This window comes from Burkholderia sp. GbtcB21 (genome assembly GCF_019091065.1).
Classification (GTDB): Bacteria; Pseudomonadota; Gammaproteobacteria; order Burkholderiales; family Burkholderiaceae; genus Burkholderia; species Burkholderia pyrrocinia_C.
The window spans coordinates 15,271-33,214 of record NZ_JAGXKA010000018.1 but is presented as its reverse complement, the minus strand read 5'-3'; the positions used below and the strand labels follow the sequence as shown (position 1 = coordinate 33,214).

Annotated in this window: 18 protein-coding genes and 1 tRNA gene; all 19 read left to right on the top strand. The window is 63.8% G+C overall.

From position 1 onward, the window contains the following. Window positions 1-7: 7 nt before the first annotated feature. Window positions 8-1,027, top strand: a complete 1,020-nt coding sequence (locus tag KVT39_RS30760) for an NAD(P)H-quinone oxidoreductase (protein ID WP_034184884.1) — start codon at window positions 8-10, stop codon at window positions 1,025-1,027. Window positions 1,028-1,168: 141 nt separating this feature from the next. Continuing rightward, on the top strand, window positions 1,169-1,924 hold the full coding sequence (tpiA, locus tag KVT39_RS30755; protein WP_034184885.1) for a triose-phosphate isomerase: 756 nt from the start codon (window positions 1,169-1,171) through the stop codon (window positions 1,922-1,924). A 72-nt stretch (window positions 1,925-1,996) separates the two neighbouring features. Further along, a complete protein-coding gene (gene secG / locus KVT39_RS30750) occupies window positions 1,997-2,374 on the top strand; it encodes a preprotein translocase subunit SecG (protein WP_034184886.1) in 378 nt (125 codons plus the stop codon). Window positions 2,375-2,485: 111 nt separating this feature from the next. After that, a tRNA-Leu gene (locus KVT39_RS30745) sits at window positions 2,486-2,570 on the top strand. Window positions 2,571-2,723: 153 nt separating this feature from the next. Next, complete coding sequence (locus KVT39_RS30740) at window positions 2,724-3,083, top strand: NADH-quinone oxidoreductase subunit A (protein WP_006398798.1); 360 nt, start codon at window positions 2,724-2,726, stop codon at window positions 3,081-3,083. 62 nt (window positions 3,084-3,145) lie between these two features. Beyond that, window positions 3,146-3,625, top strand: coding sequence for an NADH-quinone oxidoreductase subunit B family protein (locus tag KVT39_RS30735; RefSeq protein WP_006398799.1), 480 nt, complete (start codon window positions 3,146-3,148; stop codon window positions 3,623-3,625). Between the two features lie 21 nt (window positions 3,626-3,646). Continuing rightward, complete coding sequence (locus KVT39_RS30730) at window positions 3,647-4,249, top strand: NADH-quinone oxidoreductase subunit C (RefSeq protein ID WP_034184887.1); 603 nt, start codon at window positions 3,647-3,649, stop codon at window positions 4,247-4,249. Window positions 4,250-4,258: 9 nt separating this feature from the next. Beyond that, on the top strand, window positions 4,259-5,512 hold the full coding sequence (locus KVT39_RS30725) for an NADH-quinone oxidoreductase subunit D (RefSeq protein WP_034184888.1): 1,254 nt from the start codon (window positions 4,259-4,261) through the stop codon (window positions 5,510-5,512). Between the two features lie 174 nt (window positions 5,513-5,686). After that, window positions 5,687-6,172, top strand: coding sequence for an NADH-quinone oxidoreductase subunit NuoE (gene nuoE / locus KVT39_RS30720; RefSeq protein WP_006756903.1), 486 nt, complete (start codon window positions 5,687-5,689; stop codon window positions 6,170-6,172). After that, window positions 6,169-7,479: an NADH-quinone oxidoreductase subunit NuoF gene (nuoF, locus tag KVT39_RS30715; protein WP_034184889.1), complete on the top strand. Its 1,311-nt coding sequence runs from the start codon at window positions 6,169-6,171 to the stop codon at window positions 7,477-7,479. The genes nuoE and nuoF overlap by 4 nt, the downstream gene beginning before the upstream one ends. Before the next feature lie 81 nt (window positions 7,480-7,560). After that, window positions 7,561-9,891: an NADH-quinone oxidoreductase subunit NuoG gene (gene nuoG / locus KVT39_RS30710; RefSeq protein WP_034184890.1), complete on the top strand. Its 2,331-nt coding sequence runs from the start codon at window positions 7,561-7,563 to the stop codon at window positions 9,889-9,891. Then, window positions 9,892-10,959 (top strand): NADH-quinone oxidoreductase subunit NuoH, encoded by a 1,068-nt coding sequence (gene nuoH, locus KVT39_RS30705; RefSeq protein WP_034184891.1) that lies wholly within the window; start codon window positions 9,892-9,894, stop codon window positions 10,957-10,959. A 12-nt stretch (window positions 10,960-10,971) separates the two neighbouring features. Beyond that, window positions 10,972-11,460, top strand: coding sequence for an NADH-quinone oxidoreductase subunit NuoI (gene nuoI / locus KVT39_RS30700; protein ID WP_006478270.1), 489 nt, complete (start codon window positions 10,972-10,974; stop codon window positions 11,458-11,460). Window positions 11,461-11,563: 103 nt separating this feature from the next. Next, window positions 11,564-12,214 (top strand): NADH-quinone oxidoreductase subunit J, encoded by a 651-nt coding sequence (locus tag KVT39_RS30695; RefSeq protein ID WP_034184892.1) that lies wholly within the window; start codon window positions 11,564-11,566, stop codon window positions 12,212-12,214. A gap of 17 nt (window positions 12,215-12,231) precedes the next feature. Next, window positions 12,232-12,537, top strand: a complete 306-nt coding sequence (nuoK, locus tag KVT39_RS30690) for an NADH-quinone oxidoreductase subunit NuoK (protein ID WP_004185739.1) — start codon at window positions 12,232-12,234, stop codon at window positions 12,535-12,537. 17 nt (window positions 12,538-12,554) lie between these two features. After that, window positions 12,555-14,609, top strand: coding sequence for an NADH-quinone oxidoreductase subunit L (gene nuoL / locus KVT39_RS30685; RefSeq protein WP_034184893.1), 2,055 nt, complete (start codon window positions 12,555-12,557; stop codon window positions 14,607-14,609). 18 nt (window positions 14,610-14,627) lie between these two features. Then, window positions 14,628-16,118: an NADH-quinone oxidoreductase subunit M gene (locus tag KVT39_RS30680; RefSeq protein ID WP_217590888.1), complete on the top strand. Its 1,491-nt coding sequence runs from the start codon at window positions 14,628-14,630 to the stop codon at window positions 16,116-16,118. 39 nt (window positions 16,119-16,157) lie between these two features. Further along, window positions 16,158-17,612, top strand: coding sequence for an NADH-quinone oxidoreductase subunit NuoN (gene nuoN / locus KVT39_RS30675; RefSeq protein WP_034184895.1), 1,455 nt, complete (start codon window positions 16,158-16,160; stop codon window positions 17,610-17,612). Then, a complete protein-coding gene (locus KVT39_RS30670) occupies window positions 17,612-17,908 on the top strand; it encodes a DUF2818 family protein (RefSeq protein WP_034184896.1) in 297 nt (98 codons plus the stop codon). The genes nuoN and KVT39_RS30670 overlap by 1 nt, the downstream gene beginning before the upstream one ends. Window positions 17,909-17,944 lie beyond the last annotated feature (36 nt).

Below are 17,944 nucleotides of genomic sequence, written 5' to 3'. Positions count from 1 at the left end.
CGTCACCATGAAAGCCATCGAAATCACCGAATTCGGCGCCCCCGACGTGCTGAAGCTTGCGGAGCGTCCGCGCCCCGAACCGAAGCGCGGCGAGGTGCTGATCAAGGTGGCGGCTTCCGGCGTGAACCGGCCCGACGTATTCCAGCGCAAGGGCGCCTATGCGCCGCCGCCGGGCGCGTCGGATCTGCCGGGCCTCGAGGTCGCGGGCGAGATCGTCGGCGGCGACCTGTCCGATGCCGCGCTGAACCCGTTCGGCCTGAAGCTCGGCGATCGCGTGTGTGCGCTGCTCGCGGGCGGCGGTTATGCCGAGTATGCGGTCGCACCGCTGCCGCAATGCCTGCCGGTGCCCGACGGGCTCACCGATATCGAGGCCGCGTCGCTGCCTGAAACGTTTTTCACCGTGTGGAGCAACGTGTTCGACCGTGCGCAGCTCGGCGCGGGCGAGGGCGGCGAGCAGGAAACGCTGCTCGTGCAGGGCGGCTCGAGCGGCATCGGCGTGACGGCGATCCAGATCGCGCATGCGCTCGGTTTTCGCGTGTTCGCGACGGCCGGCACCGCCGACAAGTGCCGTGCGTGCGAGGCGCTCGGCGCGGAGCGCGCAATCAACTACAAGACCGAAGACTTCGTCGAGGTCGTGAAGTCGCTGACGCACGATCGCGGCGTCGACGTGATCCTTGACATGGTGGCGGGCTCGTACGTGCCGCGCGAGCTGTCCGCGCTCGCGGACGGCGGCCGTCTCGTGCTGATCGCGCTGCTCGGCGGCGCGAAGGCCGACGTCAACCTGAGCGAGATCCTGCGGCGCAGGCTGACGGTCACGGGTTCCACGCTGCGGCCGCGCCCGGTCGAGTTCAAGGCGCGCATCGCCGCGCAACTGAAGGCGCGCGTGTGGCCGCTGATCGCCGACGGCAGCATCAAGCCGGTGATCTATCGTGTGCTGCCGGCCGCGGAAGCCGCGCAGGCGCACGCGCTGATGGAAAGCAGCGAGCATACCGGCAAGATCGTGCTCGATTGGGGTACGAACGCCTGACGGCCCGTGCGGCCGGCCTTGACATGCGCGGTTTGACCGGTTCAAGCCGTGCGCAGTAAAATCGCGGGTTTGCTTCGCCAGATCAAACCTGACGGCCGGTTTCCGGCGCGTTAATGACACAGCGGTGACGAGACAGACACGATGTCGAAACAGAGAACTAAGCGGGTGATCGGCAACTGGAAGATGCACGGCCGGCTGGCCGGCAACCAGGCGTTGCTGAACGAAGTGGTGCAGGGCGCGGGCGCGGTGGCGGCCGAAACGTCGGTCGGCGTGTGCGTGCCGTTCCCCTATCTCGCGCAGGTTCAGGCGCAGCTCGACGGTGGTCGTGTCGCCTGGGGCGCGCAGGACGTGTCCGCGCACGAGCAGGGCGCGTTCACCGGCGAAGTGGCGGCCGCGATGGTTGCGGAATTCGGCGCACGCTATGCGATCGTCGGCCACTCGGAGCGTCGCGCGTATCACGGCGAGCGCAACGAGACGGTCGCGGCGAAGACGCAGCGCGCACTCGCGGCCGGCCTCACGCCGGTCGTGTGCGTCGGCGAGACGCTCGACGAGCGCGAGTCGGGCGCGACCGAACAGGTCGTCGGTGCGCAGCTCGACGCGGTGCTGGCCGTGCTGACGGCCGACGAGGCTGCGCGCATCGTCGTCGCGTACGAGCCGGTCTGGGCGATCGGCACGGGCAAGAGCGCGACGTCGGCGCAGGCACAGGACGTGCACGCGTTCCTGCGTGCGCGTCTCGCGGCAAAGGGCGCGGCTGACGTGTCCGTGCTGTACGGCGGCAGCGTGAAGCCGGACAACGCGGAAGAGCTGTTTGCGCAGCCGGACATCGACGGCGGCCTGATCGGCGGCGCGTCGCTGAAGGCGGAAGATTTCCTGGCGATCTGCCGGGCCGCGCGTTGAGCGGTCTGCGATCGAATTGAACCATGAAGGCGGCCGGTCGATCCGGTCGCCCGATCCAATCGGGTGGGTGTGATGCTGTTATTCAAGACGCTGATTATTGTGGTGCAGGTGCTGTCTGCACTCGGTGTGATTGGTCTCGTGCTGCTGCAGCACGGCAAGGGTGCCGACATGGGCGCTGCATTCGGCAGCGGCGCGTCGGGCAGCCTGTTCGGTGCGACGGGCTCGGCGAACTTCCTGTCGCGCACGACGGGCATTCTCGCGACGATCTTTTTTATCGCGACGCTCGCGCTGACGTACCTCGGTTCGTACAAGTCGACGCCGTCGGCAGGCGTGCTCGGCGCGGCTGCGACCGCACCGGCATCGGCGCCTGCAGCGTCGGCGCCGGCCGTTGCGGCATCCGCTGCTGCGGGTTCGGCTGCAAGCGCGCCGGGCCAGGACGTCCCGAAATAAAAAGTTAAATTTTTTGCGTTTGTGCGTTGAACAATTCTAGAAGTCGGGTTAGAATTTAAGTCTTGAAGCGATTCGCGGGAAACAAGCAGCACAACCCGAGTTGCATGCAGTGCCGACGTGGTGAAATTGGTAGACACGCTATCTTGAGGGGGTAGTGGCGAAAGCTGTGCGAGTTCGAGTCTCGCCGTCGGCACCAAAGTTACTCAATGCCAGCCGCTTCCAGTGGCTGGCATTTTTCATTTCTGGGGTGTCCTTGCGGTTGTCTTGCGATCGCCTGCACTCCGAAATGATTCCTTCCGCCGGAAGTGGTATTCTCCGGACGCTCAGAACCAACCGATAGAGGATTGCCTTGAACCTCGCAGCCTATTACCCCGTTTTGTTGTTCCTCCTCGTGGGCACTGGTTTAGGTATAGCGCTGGTCAGCATCGGCAAGCTCCTTGGTCCCAACAAGCCGGACGTCGAGAAGAACGCACCGTACGAGTGCGGCTTCGAAGCCTTTGAAGACGCCCGGATGAAATTCGACGTCCGGTATTACCTCGTCGCCATCCTGTTCATCATCTTCGATCTCGAAACCGCATTCCTGTTTCCGTGGGGCGTCGCGCTCCGGGACATCGGCTGGCCGGGTTTCATCGCAATGATGATTTTTCTGCTCGAATTCCTGCTGGGCTTTGCCTATATCTGGAAGAAAGGCGGGCTCGACTGGGAGTGATGGGTTAATCGCCGGTTTGCATGGGCGGCCACGCTCGGTCGCTCGTCTGGAGTGGAAAGCAAATGAGTATCGAAGGGGTCTTGAAGGAAGGGTTTGTCACCACGACGGCTGACAAGCTGATCAACTGGACGCGTACCGGCTCGCTGTGGCCGATGACGTTCGGGCTCGCGTGTTGCGCCGTCGAGATGATGCATGCGGGCGCGGCCCGTTACGATCTGGACCGGTTCGGCGTCGTGTTTCGTCCGAGCCCGCGTCAATCGGACGTGATGATCGTCGCCGGCACGCTCTGCAACAAGATGGCGCCTGCGCTGCGCCGCGTGTACGACCAGATGGCCGAGCCGCGCTGGGTGATCTCGATGGGGTCGTGCGCGAACGGCGGTGGTTACTACCACTACTCGTACTCGGTGGTCCGCGGCTGCGACCGGATCGTGCCGGTCGACGTCTACGTGCCGGGCTGCCCGCCCACGGCCGAGGCGCTGGTCTACGGCGTGATCCAGCTTCAGGCGAAGATCCGCCGCACCAATACCATCGCCCGTCAATAAAGCCCCGAGCGTCCCCTCAATATGGCAAGCAAAATCGAGATTCTCAAGGCAAACCTCGAAGCCGCGCTCGGCGCGCGCGTGGTGAGCCTCACCGAAGCGATCGGTGAACTGACGCTCGTCGTGAAGGCGAGCGATTACCTCGAAGTCGCAAAGACGCTGCGCGACGATCCGAAGCTGCGTTTCGAGCAACTGATCGACCTCTGCGGCGTCGACTACCAGACCTTCGGCGACGGCGCCTACGACGGCCCGCGCTTCGCGGCCGTGTCGCACCTGCTGTCGGTCACGAACAACTGGCGCCTGCGCCTGCGTGCGTTCGCGCCGGACGACGATCTGCCGATCGTGGCATCGCTGGTCGACATCTGGAGCTCCGCGAACTGGTACGAGCGCGAAGCGTTCGACCTGTACGGCATCGTGTTCGAAGGCCACCCCGACCTGCGCCGCATCCTCACCGACTACGGCTTCATCGGCCACCCGTTCCGCAAGGACTTCCCGGTGTCGGGTTATGTCGAAATGCGTTACGACCCGGAAGAGAAGCGGGTCGTGTACCAGCCGGTGACGATCGAGCCGCGCGAAATCACGCCGCGCGTGATCCGCGAGGATCGCTATGGCGGTCTGAAACATTAAGGGGGCGTCATGGCAGAAATCAAGAACTACACGCTCAACTTCGGCCCGCAGCACCCGGCAGCGCACGGCGTGCTGCGCCTCGTGCTCGAGCTCGACGGCGAAGTCATCCAGCGTGCCGATCCGCACATCGGCCTGCTGCACCGCGCGACCGAAAAGCTCGCGGAATCCAAGACCTTCATCCAGTCCGTGCCGTACATGGACCGTCTCGACTACGTGTCGATGATGGTCAACGAGCACGGCTACGTGCTCGCGATCGAAAAGCTGCTCGGCATCGACGTGCCGGAGCGCGCGCAGTACATCCGCGTGCTGTTCGACGAGATCACGCGCGTGCTGAACCACCTGATGTGGATCGGCGCGCACGCACTCGACGTCGGCGCGATGGCCGTGTTCCTGTACGCATTCCGCGAACGCGAAGACCTGATGGACGTGTACGAAGCGGTGTCCGGCGCCCGGATGCACGCGGCGTACTATCGTCCGGGCGGCGTCTACCGCGACCTGCCTGACGCAATGCCGCAATACAAGGCGTCGAAGATTCGCAACGAGAAGGCGCTCGCGAAGATGAACGAAGCGCGCAGCGGCTCGGTGCTCGACTTCATCGACGACTTCTTCACGCGCTTCCCGAAGTGCGTCGACGAATACGAAACGCTGCTCACCGACAACCGGATCTGGAAGCAGCGTCTGGTCGGGATCGGCGTGGTCAGCCCCGAACGTGCGCTGCAGATGGGCCTGACGGGCCCGATGCTGCGCGGCTCGGGCATCGCGTGGGACCTGCGCAAGAAGCAGCCGTACGAAGTGTACGATCGCATGGATTTCGACGTGCCGGTCGGCGTGAACGGCGATTGCTACGACCGCTATCTGGTGCGCGTCGAAGAAATGCGCCAGTCGATCCGCATCGCGAAACAGTGTATTGAGTGGCTCCGCAAGAATCCGGGCCCGGTGATGACGGACAATCACAAGGTTGCACCGCCGTCGCGCGTCGGCATGAAGACCAACATGGAAGACTTGATTCACCACTTCAAGCTCTTCACCGAAGGTTTCCATGTGCCGGAAGGCGAAGCGTACGCGGCGGTCGAGCATCCGAAGGGCGAGTTCGGCATCTACCTCGTGTCGGACGGTGCCAACAAGCCGTATCGCCTCAAGATTCGCGCGCCGGGTTTCGCGCACCTGGCGTCGCTCGATGAAATGGCGCGCGGTCACATGATCGCCGACGCCGTCACGATCATCGGTACGCAGGACATCGTGTTCGGCGAGATCGATCGCTAATGGTTGCGCCGCCCGTTTGCTCCGGGCGGCGAGCGGTAAGTCACACGCGATGCGCGCTGAACCGGCGCGACTTCGCAAGCTGTCAACAGAGTGAGCGCCAGGTCTGCCGTCCATGCACCCCAAGTGTGCGGCAGGTTCTTCGTTCGGTAGGAATTGAAAGAGTCGTGTCTGAAAATGATCTCAGCTGAAGGCCTGAAGGAAATCGATCGAGCGTTGACGAAGTATCCCGCCGATCAGAAACAGTCCGCCGTGATGTCGGCGTTGGCCGTTGCTCAGGAAGAGCACGGCTGGCTGTCGCCCGAACTGATGCAGTTCGTTGCGGACTATCTCGGCATGCCGGCCGTCGCCGTGCAGGAAGTCGCGACGTTCTACACGATGTACGAGCTCAACCCGGTCGGCAAGCACAAGATCACGCTCTGCACGAACCTGCCGTGCCAGCTTGGCCCGCACGGCGGCGCGGAAGCGACTGCCGACTACCTGAAACAGAAGCTGGGCATCGGCTTCGGCGAAACCACGCCCGACGGCAAGTTCACGCTGAAGGAAGGCGAATGCATGGGCTCGTGCGGCGATGCGCCGGTGCTGCTGGTGAACAATCACAGAATGTGCAGCTTCATGAGCCGCGAGAAGATCGACCAGCTGCTTGAGGAGCTCTCGAAATGACGTCCCTCCACGACCGTCACATCAAACCGCTGATCCTCGCTGGTCTGAACGGCGAGAACTGGCATCTCGAAGACTACGTCGCGCGCGGCGGCTACAAGCAGCTGCGCCGCATTCTCGAAGAAAAGATTCCGCCCGAGCAGGTGATCGCCGACGTCAAGGCGTCGGGCCTGCGCGGCCGTGGCGGTGCGGGCTTCCCGACCGGCCTGAAGTGGAGCTTCATGCCGCGCCAGTTCCCGGGGCAGAAGTACCTCGTCTGCAACTCGGACGAAGGCGAGCCGGGCACGTTCAAGGATCGCGACATCCTGCGCTGGAACCCGCACGCGCTGATCGAAGGCATGGCCATCGGCGCATACGCGATGGGCATCACCGTCGGCTACAACTACATCCACGGCGAAATCTTCGAAGTGTATCGGCGCTTCGAAGCCGCGCTCGATGAAGCGCGCGCCGCAGGCTTCCTCGGCGACCACATCATGGGTTCCGAATTCTCGTTCCAGCTGCACGCGCACCACGGTTACGGCGCGTACATCTGCGGCGAGGAAACGGCGCTGCTCGAGTCGCTCGAAGGCAAGAAGGGCCAGCCGCGCTTCAAGCCGCCGTTCCCGGCGAGCTTCGGCGTGTATGGCAAGCCGACCACGATCAACAACACCGAGACGTTCGCCGCGGTGCCGTTCCTGCTGTCCATCGGGCCGCAGAATTATCTCGAGATCGGCAAGCCGAACAACGGCGGCACGAAGATTTTCTCGGTGTCGGGCGACGTCGAGCGTCCGGGCAACTACGAAGTGCCGCTCGGCACGCCGTTCGCGACGCTGATGGAGCTCGCCGGCGGGATGCGCGGCGGCAAGAAGATCAAGGCCGTGATTCCGGGCGGTTCGTCGGCACCGGTGATCCCGGGCGACATCATGATGCAGACCGATCTCGACTACGATTCGATCGCGAAGGCGGGCTCGATGCTCGGTTCCGGCGCGGTGATCGTGATGGACGAGACGCGCTGCATGGTGCGCTCGCTGCTGCGTCTGTCGTACTTCTACTACGAGGAATCGTGCGGCCAGTGCACGCCGTGCCGCGAAGGCACCGGCTGGCTGTATCGCGTCGTGAACCGTATCGAGCACGGCGAAGGCCGTCAGGAAGATCTGGACCTGCTGAACTCGGTTGCCGAGAACATCATGGGCCGCACGATCTGTGCGCTCGGCGATGCGGCGGCGATGCCGGTACGCGGGATGCTCAAGCACTACTGGGACGAATTCGCGTACCACGTCGAGCACAAGCACTGCATGGTCGGCGGCCACGCGCACGCGGCTGCGGCCTGAAGCGAACCGGTTGCGGAATTTGAGCGCACGGTCGGGCGAAGGCGCGAACGGGCGGAAATAGGTTAAGGACCATTCACCATCATGGTTGAACTTGAAATAGACGGCAAGAAGGTCGAGGTGCCCGAAGGCAGCATGGTGATCCAGGCTGCGCACAAGGCGGATACGTACATTCCTCACTTCTGCTATCACAAGAAACTGTCGGTTGCGGCCAACTGCCGGATGTGTCTCGTCGAAGTCGAGAAGATGCCGAAGGCCGTGCCTGCCTGCGCGACTCCCGTGTCGGCCGGCATGATCGTCCACACGCAGTCCGACAAGGCCGTGAAGGCGCAGCAGTCGGTGATGGAATTCCTCCTCATCAATCACCCGCTCGATTGCCCGATCTGCGATCAGGGCGGCGAATGCCAGCTGCAGGATCTGGCGGTCGGCTACGGCAAGTCGTCGTCGCGCTACTCGGAAGAAAAGCGCGTGGTGTTCCACAAGAACGTGGGCCCGCTGATCTCGATGGAAGAAATGTCGCGCTGCATCCACTGCACGCGCTGCGTCCGCTTCGGCCAGGAAATCGCCGGCGTGATGGAGTTCGGCATGCTGGGCCGCGGCGAGCACTCGGAAATCACGACGTTCGTCGGCAAGACGGTCGATTCCGAGATGTCGGGCAACATGATCGACCTGTGCCCGGTCGGCGCGCTGACCAGCAAGCCGTTCCGCTACAGCGCCCGGACGTGGGAACTGTCGCGCCGCAAGTCGGTGAGCCCGCACGATTCCGTCGGCGCGAACCTCGTCGTGCAGGTGAAGAACAACCGCGTGATGCGCGTGCTGCCGTTCGAGAACGAAGCGATCAACGAATGCTGGATCTCGGACAAGGACCGCTTCTCGTATGAAGGCCTCAACAGCGAAGAGCGCCTGACGAAGCCGATGCTGAAGCAGGGCGGCCAGTGGATCGAGACCGACTGGCAGACCGCGCTCGAATACGTCGCGAAGGGCCTGAAGGGCATCGCCGCGGATCACGGCGCGAACGCGCTGGCGATGCTCGCGAGCGCGCACAGCACCGCTGAAGAGCTGTTCCTCGTGAAGCAGCTCGCACACGAACTGAAGACGCCGAACGTCGATTTCCGTCTGCGTCAGCAGGATTTCTCGGCGCCGGTGCAGGGCGCGCCGTGGCTCGGCATGCCGATCGCCGACCTGTCGAACGTGGACGCCGCGTTCGTCGTCGGTTCGTTCCTGCGCCGCGACCATCCGCTGTTCGCCGCGCGCCTGCGTCAGGCCGCGAAGAACGGCGCGAAGCTGCACTTCCTGCACGCGACCGGTGACGACGCACTGATCCCGACCGCGCAGCGCATCGTCGCCGCGCCGTCGGCATGGCTCGACGAGCTGGCCGGCATCGCCGCGGCCGTCGCGCAACTGCGCGGCGTCGCGCTGCCCGACACGCTCGCCGGCGTCACCGCATCGCCGGCCGCCCAGGCGGTCGCGCAGTCGCTCGCGAACGGCGAGCGCCGCGCGGTGCTGCTCGGCAACGTCGCGGTCCGCCATCCGGAATTCGCGAAGCTGCACGCGGTCGCCCAGTGGATCGCCGACAACACCGGCGCCACGTTCGGCTTCCTGACGGAAGCGGCTAACACGGTCGGCGCGCACGTCGTCGGCGCGCTGCCGGGCGAAGGCGGCCTGAATGCGCGCGAAGCGTTCGCGCAGCCGCGCAAGGGCTACGTGCTGCTGAACGTCGAACCGGAATTCGACACTGCCGATCCGGCGCAGGCGCTTGCCGCGCTGAACCAGGCCGAGATGGTCGTCGTGATGTCGCCGTTCAAGCACGGCCTCGACTACGCCGACGTGCTGCTGCCGGTTGCGCCGTTCACGGAAACGGCCGGCACGTTCGTCAACGCGGAAGGCACCGTGCAGAGCTTCAACGGCGTCGTGCGCCCGCTCGGCGACACGCGTCCGGCCTGGAAGGTGCTGCGCGTGCTGGGCAGCCTGCTCGGCCTGCCGAACTTCGAATACGAGACGGCGGAAGAAGTGCGTCTCGCGGCGCTCGGCGATGAAGGCGTCGCGGGCCGTCTGTCGAACCAGACGTCGGTCGCGCCGGCGCGCGTCGCGGCGAATGCCGCGAACGGCGGCTTCGAGCGCCTGGCCGATGTGCCGATCTATCACGCCGACGCGCTCGTGCGCCGCGCAGGTGCACTGCACCTGACGGCCGCCGCGAAGGCGGCGAATGCCGCAGCCCTGCCGGCCGCGCTGTTCGACAAGCTGGGCTTGAAGGAAGGCGACGCCGTGCGCGTGCGCCAGGGCGAGCGTGCGGTGCAGTTGCCGGCCGTGCGCGACGCGAATCTTGCGGAGACGGTCGTTCGCGTGTCGGCGGCGACGCCTGCCGGCGCAGCGCTCGGCAGCCTGTCCGGTGAACTGGTGGTGGAGAAGGCGTAAATGAGCTTGTTCGATACGATCAACGCGGGCGGAGCCCAGCTTCTCGGCTTCGCGTGGCCGACGGTGTGGGCAGTCGTGCGCATCCTCGTCGTCTCCGTCGTCATCCTGCTGTGCGTCGCGTACCTGATTCTGTGGGAACGCAAGCTGATCGGCTGGATGCACGTGCGTCTCGGTCCGAACCGCGTCGGCCCCGGCGGCCTGCTGCAGCCGATCGCCGACGTGCTGAAGCTGCTGCTGAAGGAAGTCATTCAGCCGAGCGCCGCCAGCCGCTGGCTGTACCTGATCGCGCCGGTCATGACCGTCGTGCCGGCATTCGCCGTGTGGGCCGTGATCCCGTTCCAGGCTCAGGCCGTGCTCGCGAACATCAACGCGGGCCTGCTGTACGCGATGGCGATCTCGTCGATCGGCGTGTACGCGGTGATCCTTGCGGGCTGGGCGTCGAACTCGAAGTACGCGTTTCTCGGCGCGATGCGCGCCGCGGCGCAGATGGTCTCGTACGAAATCTCGATGGGCTTCGCGCTGGTGCTGGTGCTGATGACGGCCGGCAGCCTGAACATGTCGGAAATCGTCGGTTCGCAGCAGCACGGCTTCTTCGCGGGCCACGGCGTGAACTTCCTGTCGTGGAACTGGCTGCCGCTGCTGCCGGCGTTCGTCGTCTACTTCATCTCGGGCATCGCCGAAACGAACCGTCACCCGTTCGACGTGGTGGAAGGGGAGTCGGAAATCGTTGCCGGTCACATGATCGACTACTCGGGCATGGCGTTCGCGCTGTTCTTCCTCGCCGAGTACATCAACATGATCGTGATCTCGGCACTGGCTGCGACGCTGTTCCTCGGCGGCTGGGATGCACCGTTCGAGTTCCTGTCGTTCATTCCGGGCATCTTCTGGCTGGTGCTGAAGGTCTTTGCACTGCTGTCGGTGTTCATCTGGGTTCGCGCGACGTTCCCGCGCTACCGTTACGACCAGATCATGCGTCTGGGCTGGAAGGTGTTCCTGCCCGTCACGGTGATCTGGGTGGTCGTGGTCGGCTTCTGGATGATGTCGCCGCTCAACATCTGGGTGAAGTAATCGGACGAAATCATGACGGCAATCCAACACTTCTTTAAGACCTTCTTCCTGACCGAGCTGCTGAAGGGGCTCGCGCTGACCGGTCGTTACACGTTCAAGCGCAAGTTCACCGTGCAGTTCCCGGAAGAGAAGACCCCGATCTCGCCGCGTTTTCGCGGGCTGCATGCACTGCGCCGCTACGAGAACGGCGAAGAGCGCTGCATCGCGTGCAAGCTGTGCGAGGCCGTGTGTCCCGCATTGGCGATCACGATCGAATCGGAAACGCGCGCGGACAACACGCGCCGCACGACGCGCTACGACATCGACCTGACGAAGTGCATCTTCTGCGGTTTCTGCGAAGAGAGCTGCCCGGTCGATTCGATCGTCGAGACGCAGATTCTCGAGTACCACGGCGAAAAGCGCGGCGACCTGTATTTCACGAAGGAAATGCTGCTCGCGGTGGGCGATCGCTACGAGAAGGACATCGCCGCGGCGAAGGCTGCCGACGCGCCGTATCGTTGATTGTGTTTGCAGTGCCGGCCCGCAGCATGGGCCGAGCCGCCGCGACGGGTGCGGGCGTCCCGCAAGCCGCGCCTGACTATGGCCTAACGATGAACCGGTAATCATGGAATTCACGACCGTACTGTTCTACATCTTCGCGCTGCTCCTGGTGGTATCAGGGCTGAAGGTGATCACTTCGCGCAACCCGGTGGCGTCTGCGCTTTTCCTTGTGCTGGCGTTCTTCAACGCCGCCGCGATCTGGATGCTGCTGGAAGCGGAGTTCCTCGCGATCCTGCTGGTGCTGGTCTACGTGGGCGCCGTGATGGTGCTGTTCCTGTTCGTCGTGATGATGCTGGACATCAACATCGACTACCTGCGCCGCGACTTCAAGCGCTTCGTACCGATGGCGACCGTGGTCGGCGCGATCATCGTGATCGAGACCGCGCTGATCCTTTGGCGCGGCTACGGCGACACGCACACGGTGCACGCGATGGCGACGGGCGAGATGGCCAACTGGTCGAACACGCGACTGATCGGCAAGGTGATCTACACCGACTACATCTTCGCGTTTGAAATCGCCGGCCTCGTGCTGCTGGTCGCGATCATTGCCGCGATCGGGCTGACCGAGCGCAAGGGCAAGGACAGCAAGCGCCAGCGCGTGTCGGATCAGGTCAAGGTGCGCCGCAACGATCGCGTGCGCCTCGTGAAGATGGAAGCGGACAAGCCGGAGCCGGAAACGGCGCAGAGCGAAGCCGGTACGAGCACCAACGGCTAAGCGGAGGAAAGAAAACCATGTTGACTCTTGCTCACTACCTCGTGCTCGGCGCGATCCTGTTTGCGATCGCGATCGTCGGGATCTTCCTGAACCGCCGCAACATCATCATCATCCTGATGGCGATCGAACTGATGCTGCTGGCGGTGAATACCAACTTCGTCGCGTTCTCGCACTACCTCGGCGATGTGCACGGCCAGATCTTCGTGTTCTTCGTGCTGACGGTCGCCGCAGCGGAAGCCGCGATCGGCCTCGCGATTCTGGTGACCCTGTTCCGTAAGCTCGACACGATCAATGTCGAGGATCTCGATCAGCTCAAAGGTTAATTTCAGGCAACGCTGTTATGTCAACGACACTCAATGAAAACCTGCTGCTGGCGATTCCGCTCGCTCCGCTGGCCGGCTCGCTGATTGCGGGGCTGTTCGGGAACGCAGTCGGGCGCAAGGGCGCACACCGGATCACGATCCTCGGCGTGATGATCGCGTTCCTCCTGTCGGCGAAAGTCTTCGTCGACGTGATGGGCGGCGCGAGCTTCAACGCGACCATCTACGAATGGATGCGGGTCGGCTCGCTGAAGCTCGAAGTCGGCTTCCTGGTCGATTCGATGACCGCGATGATGATGGTCGTCGTGACCTTCGTGTCGCTGATGGTGCACATCTACACGATCGGCTACATGTCGGAAGAAGACGGCTACCAGCGCTTCTTCTCGTACATCTCGCTGTTCACGTTCTCGATGCTGATGCTCGTGATGAGCAACAACTTCCTGCAGCTGTTCTTCGGCTGGGAAGCGGTGGGTCTGGTGTCGTACCTGCTGATCGGCTTCTACTTCACGCGTGAGAGCGCGATCTACGCGAACATGAAGGCGTTCCTCGTGAACCGCGTGGGCGACTTCGGCTTCCTGCTCGGCATCGGCCTGCTGCTCGCGTTCGCAGGCTCGATGAACTACGGCGAAGTGTTCGCGAAGCGCGCGGAGCTCGCGAGCCTGCACTTCCCGGGCACCGACTGGGGCCTGCTGACCGTCGCCTGTATCTGCCTGTTCATCGGCGCGATGGGTAAATCGGCACAGTTCCCGCTGCACGTGTGGCTGCCGGACTCGATGGAAGGCCCGACCCCGATCTCGGCGCTGATTCACGCGGCGACGATGGTGACGGCCGGCATCTTCATGGTGTCGCGCATGTCGCCGCTGTTCGAGCTGTCGGACACCGCGCTGTCGTTCGTCACGGTGATCGGCGCGATCACGGCGCTGTTCATGGGCTTCCTCGGCATCATCCAGAACGACATCAAGCGCGTGGTCGCGTATTCGACGCTGTCGCAGCTCGGCTACATGACCGTCGCGCTCGGCGTGTCCGCGTACCCGGTCGCGCTGTTCCACCTGATGACGCACGCGTTCTTCAAGGCGCTGCTGTTCCTCGCCGCGGGTTCGGTGATCATCGGCATGCACCACGACCAGGACATCCGCAACATGGGCGGCCTGCGCAAGTACATGCCGATCACGTGGATCACGTCGCTGATCGGCTCGCTCGCACTGATCGGCACGCCGTTCTTCTCCGGCTTCTACTCGAAGGATTCGATCATCGAGGCCGTGAAGGAATCGCATCTCGCGGGTTCGGGCTTCGCGTACTTCGCAGTGGTCGCCAGCGTGTTCGTGACGGCGCTGTACTCGTTCCGCATGTACTTCCTCGTGTTCCACGGCGAAGAGCGCTTCCGCAAGCCGAAGCATCCTGAATCGCCGATGGGCATGGCGGCCGCGCACGGTCACGACGATCACGGCCACGGCCATGGTCACGACGACCACGCACACGAACCGCACGAGACCCCGTGGGTCGTGTGGCTGCCGCTCGTGTTGCTCGCGATTCCGTCGGTGATCGTCGGTGCGATCGCGATCGGCCCGATGCTGTACGGCAGCTTCTTCGAACATGGCGTGGCATTCGACAAGGTGATCTTCATCGGCGAAAACCACCCGGGCCTCGAAGAGCTGGGCAAGGAATTCCATGGCTGGGCCGCGATGGGCCTGCACTCGCTGACGACGCTGCCGTTGTGGCTCGCGATCGCCGGCGTCGTGGTCGCGTGGTTCCTGTACCTGAAGCGTCCTGAGCTGCCTGCCGTGATCCGCCGCGCGTTCGGCCCGATCTACACGCTGCTCGACAACAAGTACTACATGGACAAGATCAACGAGGTGGTGTTTGCCAAGGGCTCGGTCGCGATCGGCCGCGGTCTGTGGAAAGAGGGCGATGTCGTCGTGATCGACGGTCTCGTCAACGGCAGCGCCCGGTTCATCGGCTGGTTCGCCGGCGTGATCCGCTTCCTCCAATCCGGTTACATCTATCACTACGCGTTCGCCATGATCATCGGCATGCTGGGGCTCTTGACCCTGTTTGTAACGCTCGGCGGCAAATAAGGCGAGGGGACAAGAACAATGCACGCTTTTCCGATTCTCAGTACCGCGATCTGGCTGCCGATCGTTTTCGGCCTCCTCGTGCTCGCGGTGGGTAACGACAAAAATCCGGGGACGGCCCGCTGGGTCGCGCTGATCGGCTCGCTGCTCGGCCTCGCGGTCACGATTCCGCTGATCACGGGCTTCGACTCGAGCACGGCTGCGCTGCAGTTCGTCGAGAAGTCGACCTGGATCGAACGCTTCGACATCGCGTATCACCTCGGCGTCGACGGTATCTCGATGTGGTTCGTCGTGCTGACCGCGCTGATCACGGTGATCGTCGTGATCGCCGCGTGGGAAGTGATCACCGAGAACGTCGCGCAGTACCTCGCGGCCTTCCTGATCCTGTCCGGGATCATGATCGGCGTGTTCTCGGCGGCCGACGGCCTGCTGTTCTACGTGTTCTTCGAGGCGACCCTGATCCCGATGTACATCATCATCGGCGTGTGGGGCGGCCCGAACCGCGTGTATGCGGCGTTCAAGTTCTTCCTGTACACGCTGGCCGGCTCGCTGCTGATGCTGGTCGCGCTGATCTACCTGTACACGGAAACGCATTCGTTCGACCTCGCGACGTGGCAGAACGCGAAGATCGCGATGACGCCTCAGATCCTGCTGTTCATCGCGTTCTTCCTTGCGTTCGCGGTGAAGGTGCCGATGTGGCCGGTGCACACCTGGCTGCCGGACGCGCACGTGGAAGCGCCGACGGGCGGTTCGGTCGTGCTGGCTGCGATCATGCTGAAGCTCGGCGCGTACGGTTTCCTGCGCTTCTCGCTGCCGATCACGCCTGACGCGAGCCACTTCCTGGCACCCGTCGTGATCACGCTGTCGCTGATCGCGGTGATCTACATCGGCCTCGTCGCGATGGTGCAGGCCGACATGAAGAAGCTGGTCGCGTATTCGTCGATTGCGCACATGGGCTTCGTCACGCTCGGCTTCTTCATCTTCAACCAGCTCGGCGTCGAAGGCGCGATCGTCCAGATGATCTCGCACGGCTTCGTGTCGGGCGCGATGTTCCTCTGCATCGGCGTGCTGTACGACCGCTTGCACTCGCGCCAGATCGCCGACTACGGCGGCGTCGTCAACGTGATGCCGAAGTTCGCGGCATTCGCGATGCTGTTCTCGATGGCCAACTGCGGCCTGCCGGGTACGTCGGGTTTCGTCGGCGAGTTCATGGTGATTCTCGCGGCCGTCCAGTACAACTTCTGGATCGCATTCGGCGCGGCATTCACGCTGATCCTCGGTGCCGCATACACGCTGTGGATGTACAAGCGCGTGTACTTCGGCGCGGTGGCGAACGATCACGTCGCCAAGCTGAAGGACATCGGCCGTCGCGAATTCCTGATGCTGGCCGTGCTGGCCGCGTTCACGATGCTGATGGGCCTGTATCCGAAGCCCTTTACCGACGTGATGCACGTTTCCGTCGAAAACCTCCTCTCCCACGTCGCGCAGTCCAAGCTGCCGCTGGCCCAGTAATCGCGAGCGGAGGAAATCAAGATCATGCAAAACGCTCCTATGAATGTCCTGTTGCCTGACGCGCTGGTGATGGCCGCCATCGTCGTCGCATGGCTGAACGACACCTTTACCGGTGCTTCCGGCCGCCGGCTGACCTATCTGATCGCGGTCGTATCGTCGGTCGTCGCCGGCGTGTGGTTTGCGGTGCAGGCGCTCGACCCGCAGCAGTACTACTTCTTCTCGAAGATGGTCGTCGTCGACTCGTTCGCGAGCACGATGAAGGCCGTCGTGTCGTTCGGTTTCGCGGTCTCGCTCGTCTATTCGCGCAAGTACCTCGAAGATCGCGACATGTTCCGCGGCGACGTGTTCCTGCTCGGCATGTTCTCGCTGCTCGGCCAGCTGGTCATGGTGTCGGGCAACAACTTCCTGACGCTGTACCTCGGTCTCGAACTGATGTCGCTGTCGCTGTACGCGGTCATCGCGCTGCGCCGCGATGCCCCGCAGTCGAGCGAAGCCGCGATGAAGTACTACGTGCTGGGCGCGCTTGCGTCGGGCTTCGTGCTGTACGGCATCTCGATGCTCTACGGTGCGACCGGCTCGCTCGAGCTGGGCGAGGTGTACAAGGCGGTCGGCGGCAACACCGACGCAGCCGTGCTGATGTTCGGCGTGGTCTTCATCGTCGCCGGTATCGCGTTCAAGCTCGGCGCCGTGCCGTTCCACATGTGGGTGCCGGACGTCTACCAGGGCGCACCGACCGCGATGACGCTGTTCGTCGGCGGCGGCCCGAAGGTTGCCGCGTTCGCGTGGGGCCTGCGGTTCCTGGTGATGGGCCTGCTGCCGCTCGCGCAGAACTGGCAGACCGCGCTCGTGATCCTCGCCGCGCTGTCGCTGATCGTCGGCAACATCACGGGTATCGTCCAGCGCAACATCAAGCGGATGCTCGCCTACTCGGCGATCTCGAACATGGGCTTCGTGCTGCTCGGCCTGCTCGCGGGCATCGTGAAGGGCGACGCGGCGGCACCGGCGAACGCATACAGCTCGGCGATGTTCTACGCGATCGTCTACCTGATCACGACGCTCGGCTCGTTCGGCGTGGTGATGCTGCTCGCGCGCCGCGATTTCGAAGCCGAAACGATCGACGACTTCAAGGGCCTCAACAAGCGCAGCCCGGTGTTCGCGTTCGTGATGATGGTCATGATGTTCTCGCTGGCAGGCATCCCGCCGACCGTCGGTTTCTACGCGAAGCTCGCCGTGCTCGAGGCAACCGTCAACGCGGGCCTCACGTGGCTGGCCGTGCTGGCCGTGATCACGTCGCTGTTCGGCGCGTTCTACTACCTGCGCATCGTGAAGCTGATGTACTTCGATGCACCGCAGGATTCGACGCCGATCTCGGGCGATATCTGCAAGCGCACGATCCTCGTGCTGAACGGCCTGGCGGTCGTCGTGCTCGGCCTGATCCCGAGCCCGCTGCTGACGGCGTGCCTGCAGGCGATCCGTCACACGCTGCCGCTGTAATGTCGGCAGCCGGCTGGTTTATCGTGCTGTTGGCGCTCGTGTGCGCCAACCTGCCGTTCCTGAACCAACGCCTCTTCGCCGTCGTGCCGTTCGGCGCGGCGAAGAAGAGTGCGTGGGTGCGGATCGGCGAGCTGATCGTGCTGTACTTCGTGGTCGGCGCGCTCGGCTTCTGGCTCGAGTCGCGTGCCGGCAACCGCTTCGAACAGGGCTGGCAGTTTTACGCGATCACGTTCAGTCTTTTCATCGTGTTCGCGTTTCCCGGCTTCACGTTCCAGTATCTCGTCAAACGACGCTGACGGCTTCGGCCGTCCGTCGTGCTCAATCTTGGAGCC

Bases quoted from the DNA above. Each gene is read 5' to 3' on its own strand.
- KVT39_RS30760 (WP_034184884.1), top strand. From the start codon at position 8: ATGAAAGCCATCGAAATCACCGAATTCGGCGCCCCCGACGTGCTGAAG.
- tpiA (WP_034184885.1), top strand. From the start codon at position 1,169: ATGTCGAAACAGAGAACTAAGCGGGTGATCGGCAACTGGAAGATGCAC.
- secG (WP_034184886.1), top strand. From the start codon at position 1,997: ATGCTGTTATTCAAGACGCTGATTATTGTGGTGCAGGTGCTGTCTGCA.
- KVT39_RS30735 (WP_006398799.1), top strand. From the start codon at position 3,146: ATGAGTATCGAAGGGGTCTTGAAGGAAGGGTTTGTCACCACGACGGCT.
- KVT39_RS30730 (WP_034184887.1), top strand. From the start codon at position 3,647: ATGGCAAGCAAAATCGAGATTCTCAAGGCAAACCTCGAAGCCGCGCTC.
- KVT39_RS30725 (WP_034184888.1), top strand. From the start codon at position 4,259: ATGGCAGAAATCAAGAACTACACGCTCAACTTCGGCCCGCAGCACCCG.
- nuoE (WP_006756903.1), top strand. From the start codon at position 5,687: ATGATCTCAGCTGAAGGCCTGAAGGAAATCGATCGAGCGTTGACGAAG.
- nuoF (WP_034184889.1), top strand. From the start codon at position 6,169: ATGACGTCCCTCCACGACCGTCACATCAAACCGCTGATCCTCGCTGGT.
- nuoG (WP_034184890.1), top strand. From the start codon at position 7,561: ATGGTTGAACTTGAAATAGACGGCAAGAAGGTCGAGGTGCCCGAAGGC.
- nuoH (WP_034184891.1), top strand. From the start codon at position 9,892: ATGAGCTTGTTCGATACGATCAACGCGGGCGGAGCCCAGCTTCTCGGC.
- nuoI (WP_006478270.1), top strand. From the start codon at position 10,972: ATGACGGCAATCCAACACTTCTTTAAGACCTTCTTCCTGACCGAGCTG.
- KVT39_RS30695 (WP_034184892.1), top strand. From the start codon at position 11,564: ATGGAATTCACGACCGTACTGTTCTACATCTTCGCGCTGCTCCTGGTG.
- nuoK (WP_004185739.1), top strand. From the start codon at position 12,232: ATGTTGACTCTTGCTCACTACCTCGTGCTCGGCGCGATCCTGTTTGCG.
- nuoL (WP_034184893.1), top strand. From the start codon at position 12,555: ATGTCAACGACACTCAATGAAAACCTGCTGCTGGCGATTCCGCTCGCT.
- KVT39_RS30680 (WP_217590888.1), top strand. From the start codon at position 14,628: ATGCACGCTTTTCCGATTCTCAGTACCGCGATCTGGCTGCCGATCGTT.
- nuoN (WP_034184895.1), top strand. From the start codon at position 16,158: ATGAATGTCCTGTTGCCTGACGCGCTGGTGATGGCCGCCATCGTCGTC.
- KVT39_RS30670 (WP_034184896.1), top strand. From the start codon at position 17,612: ATGTCGGCAGCCGGCTGGTTTATCGTGCTGTTGGCGCTCGTGTGCGCC.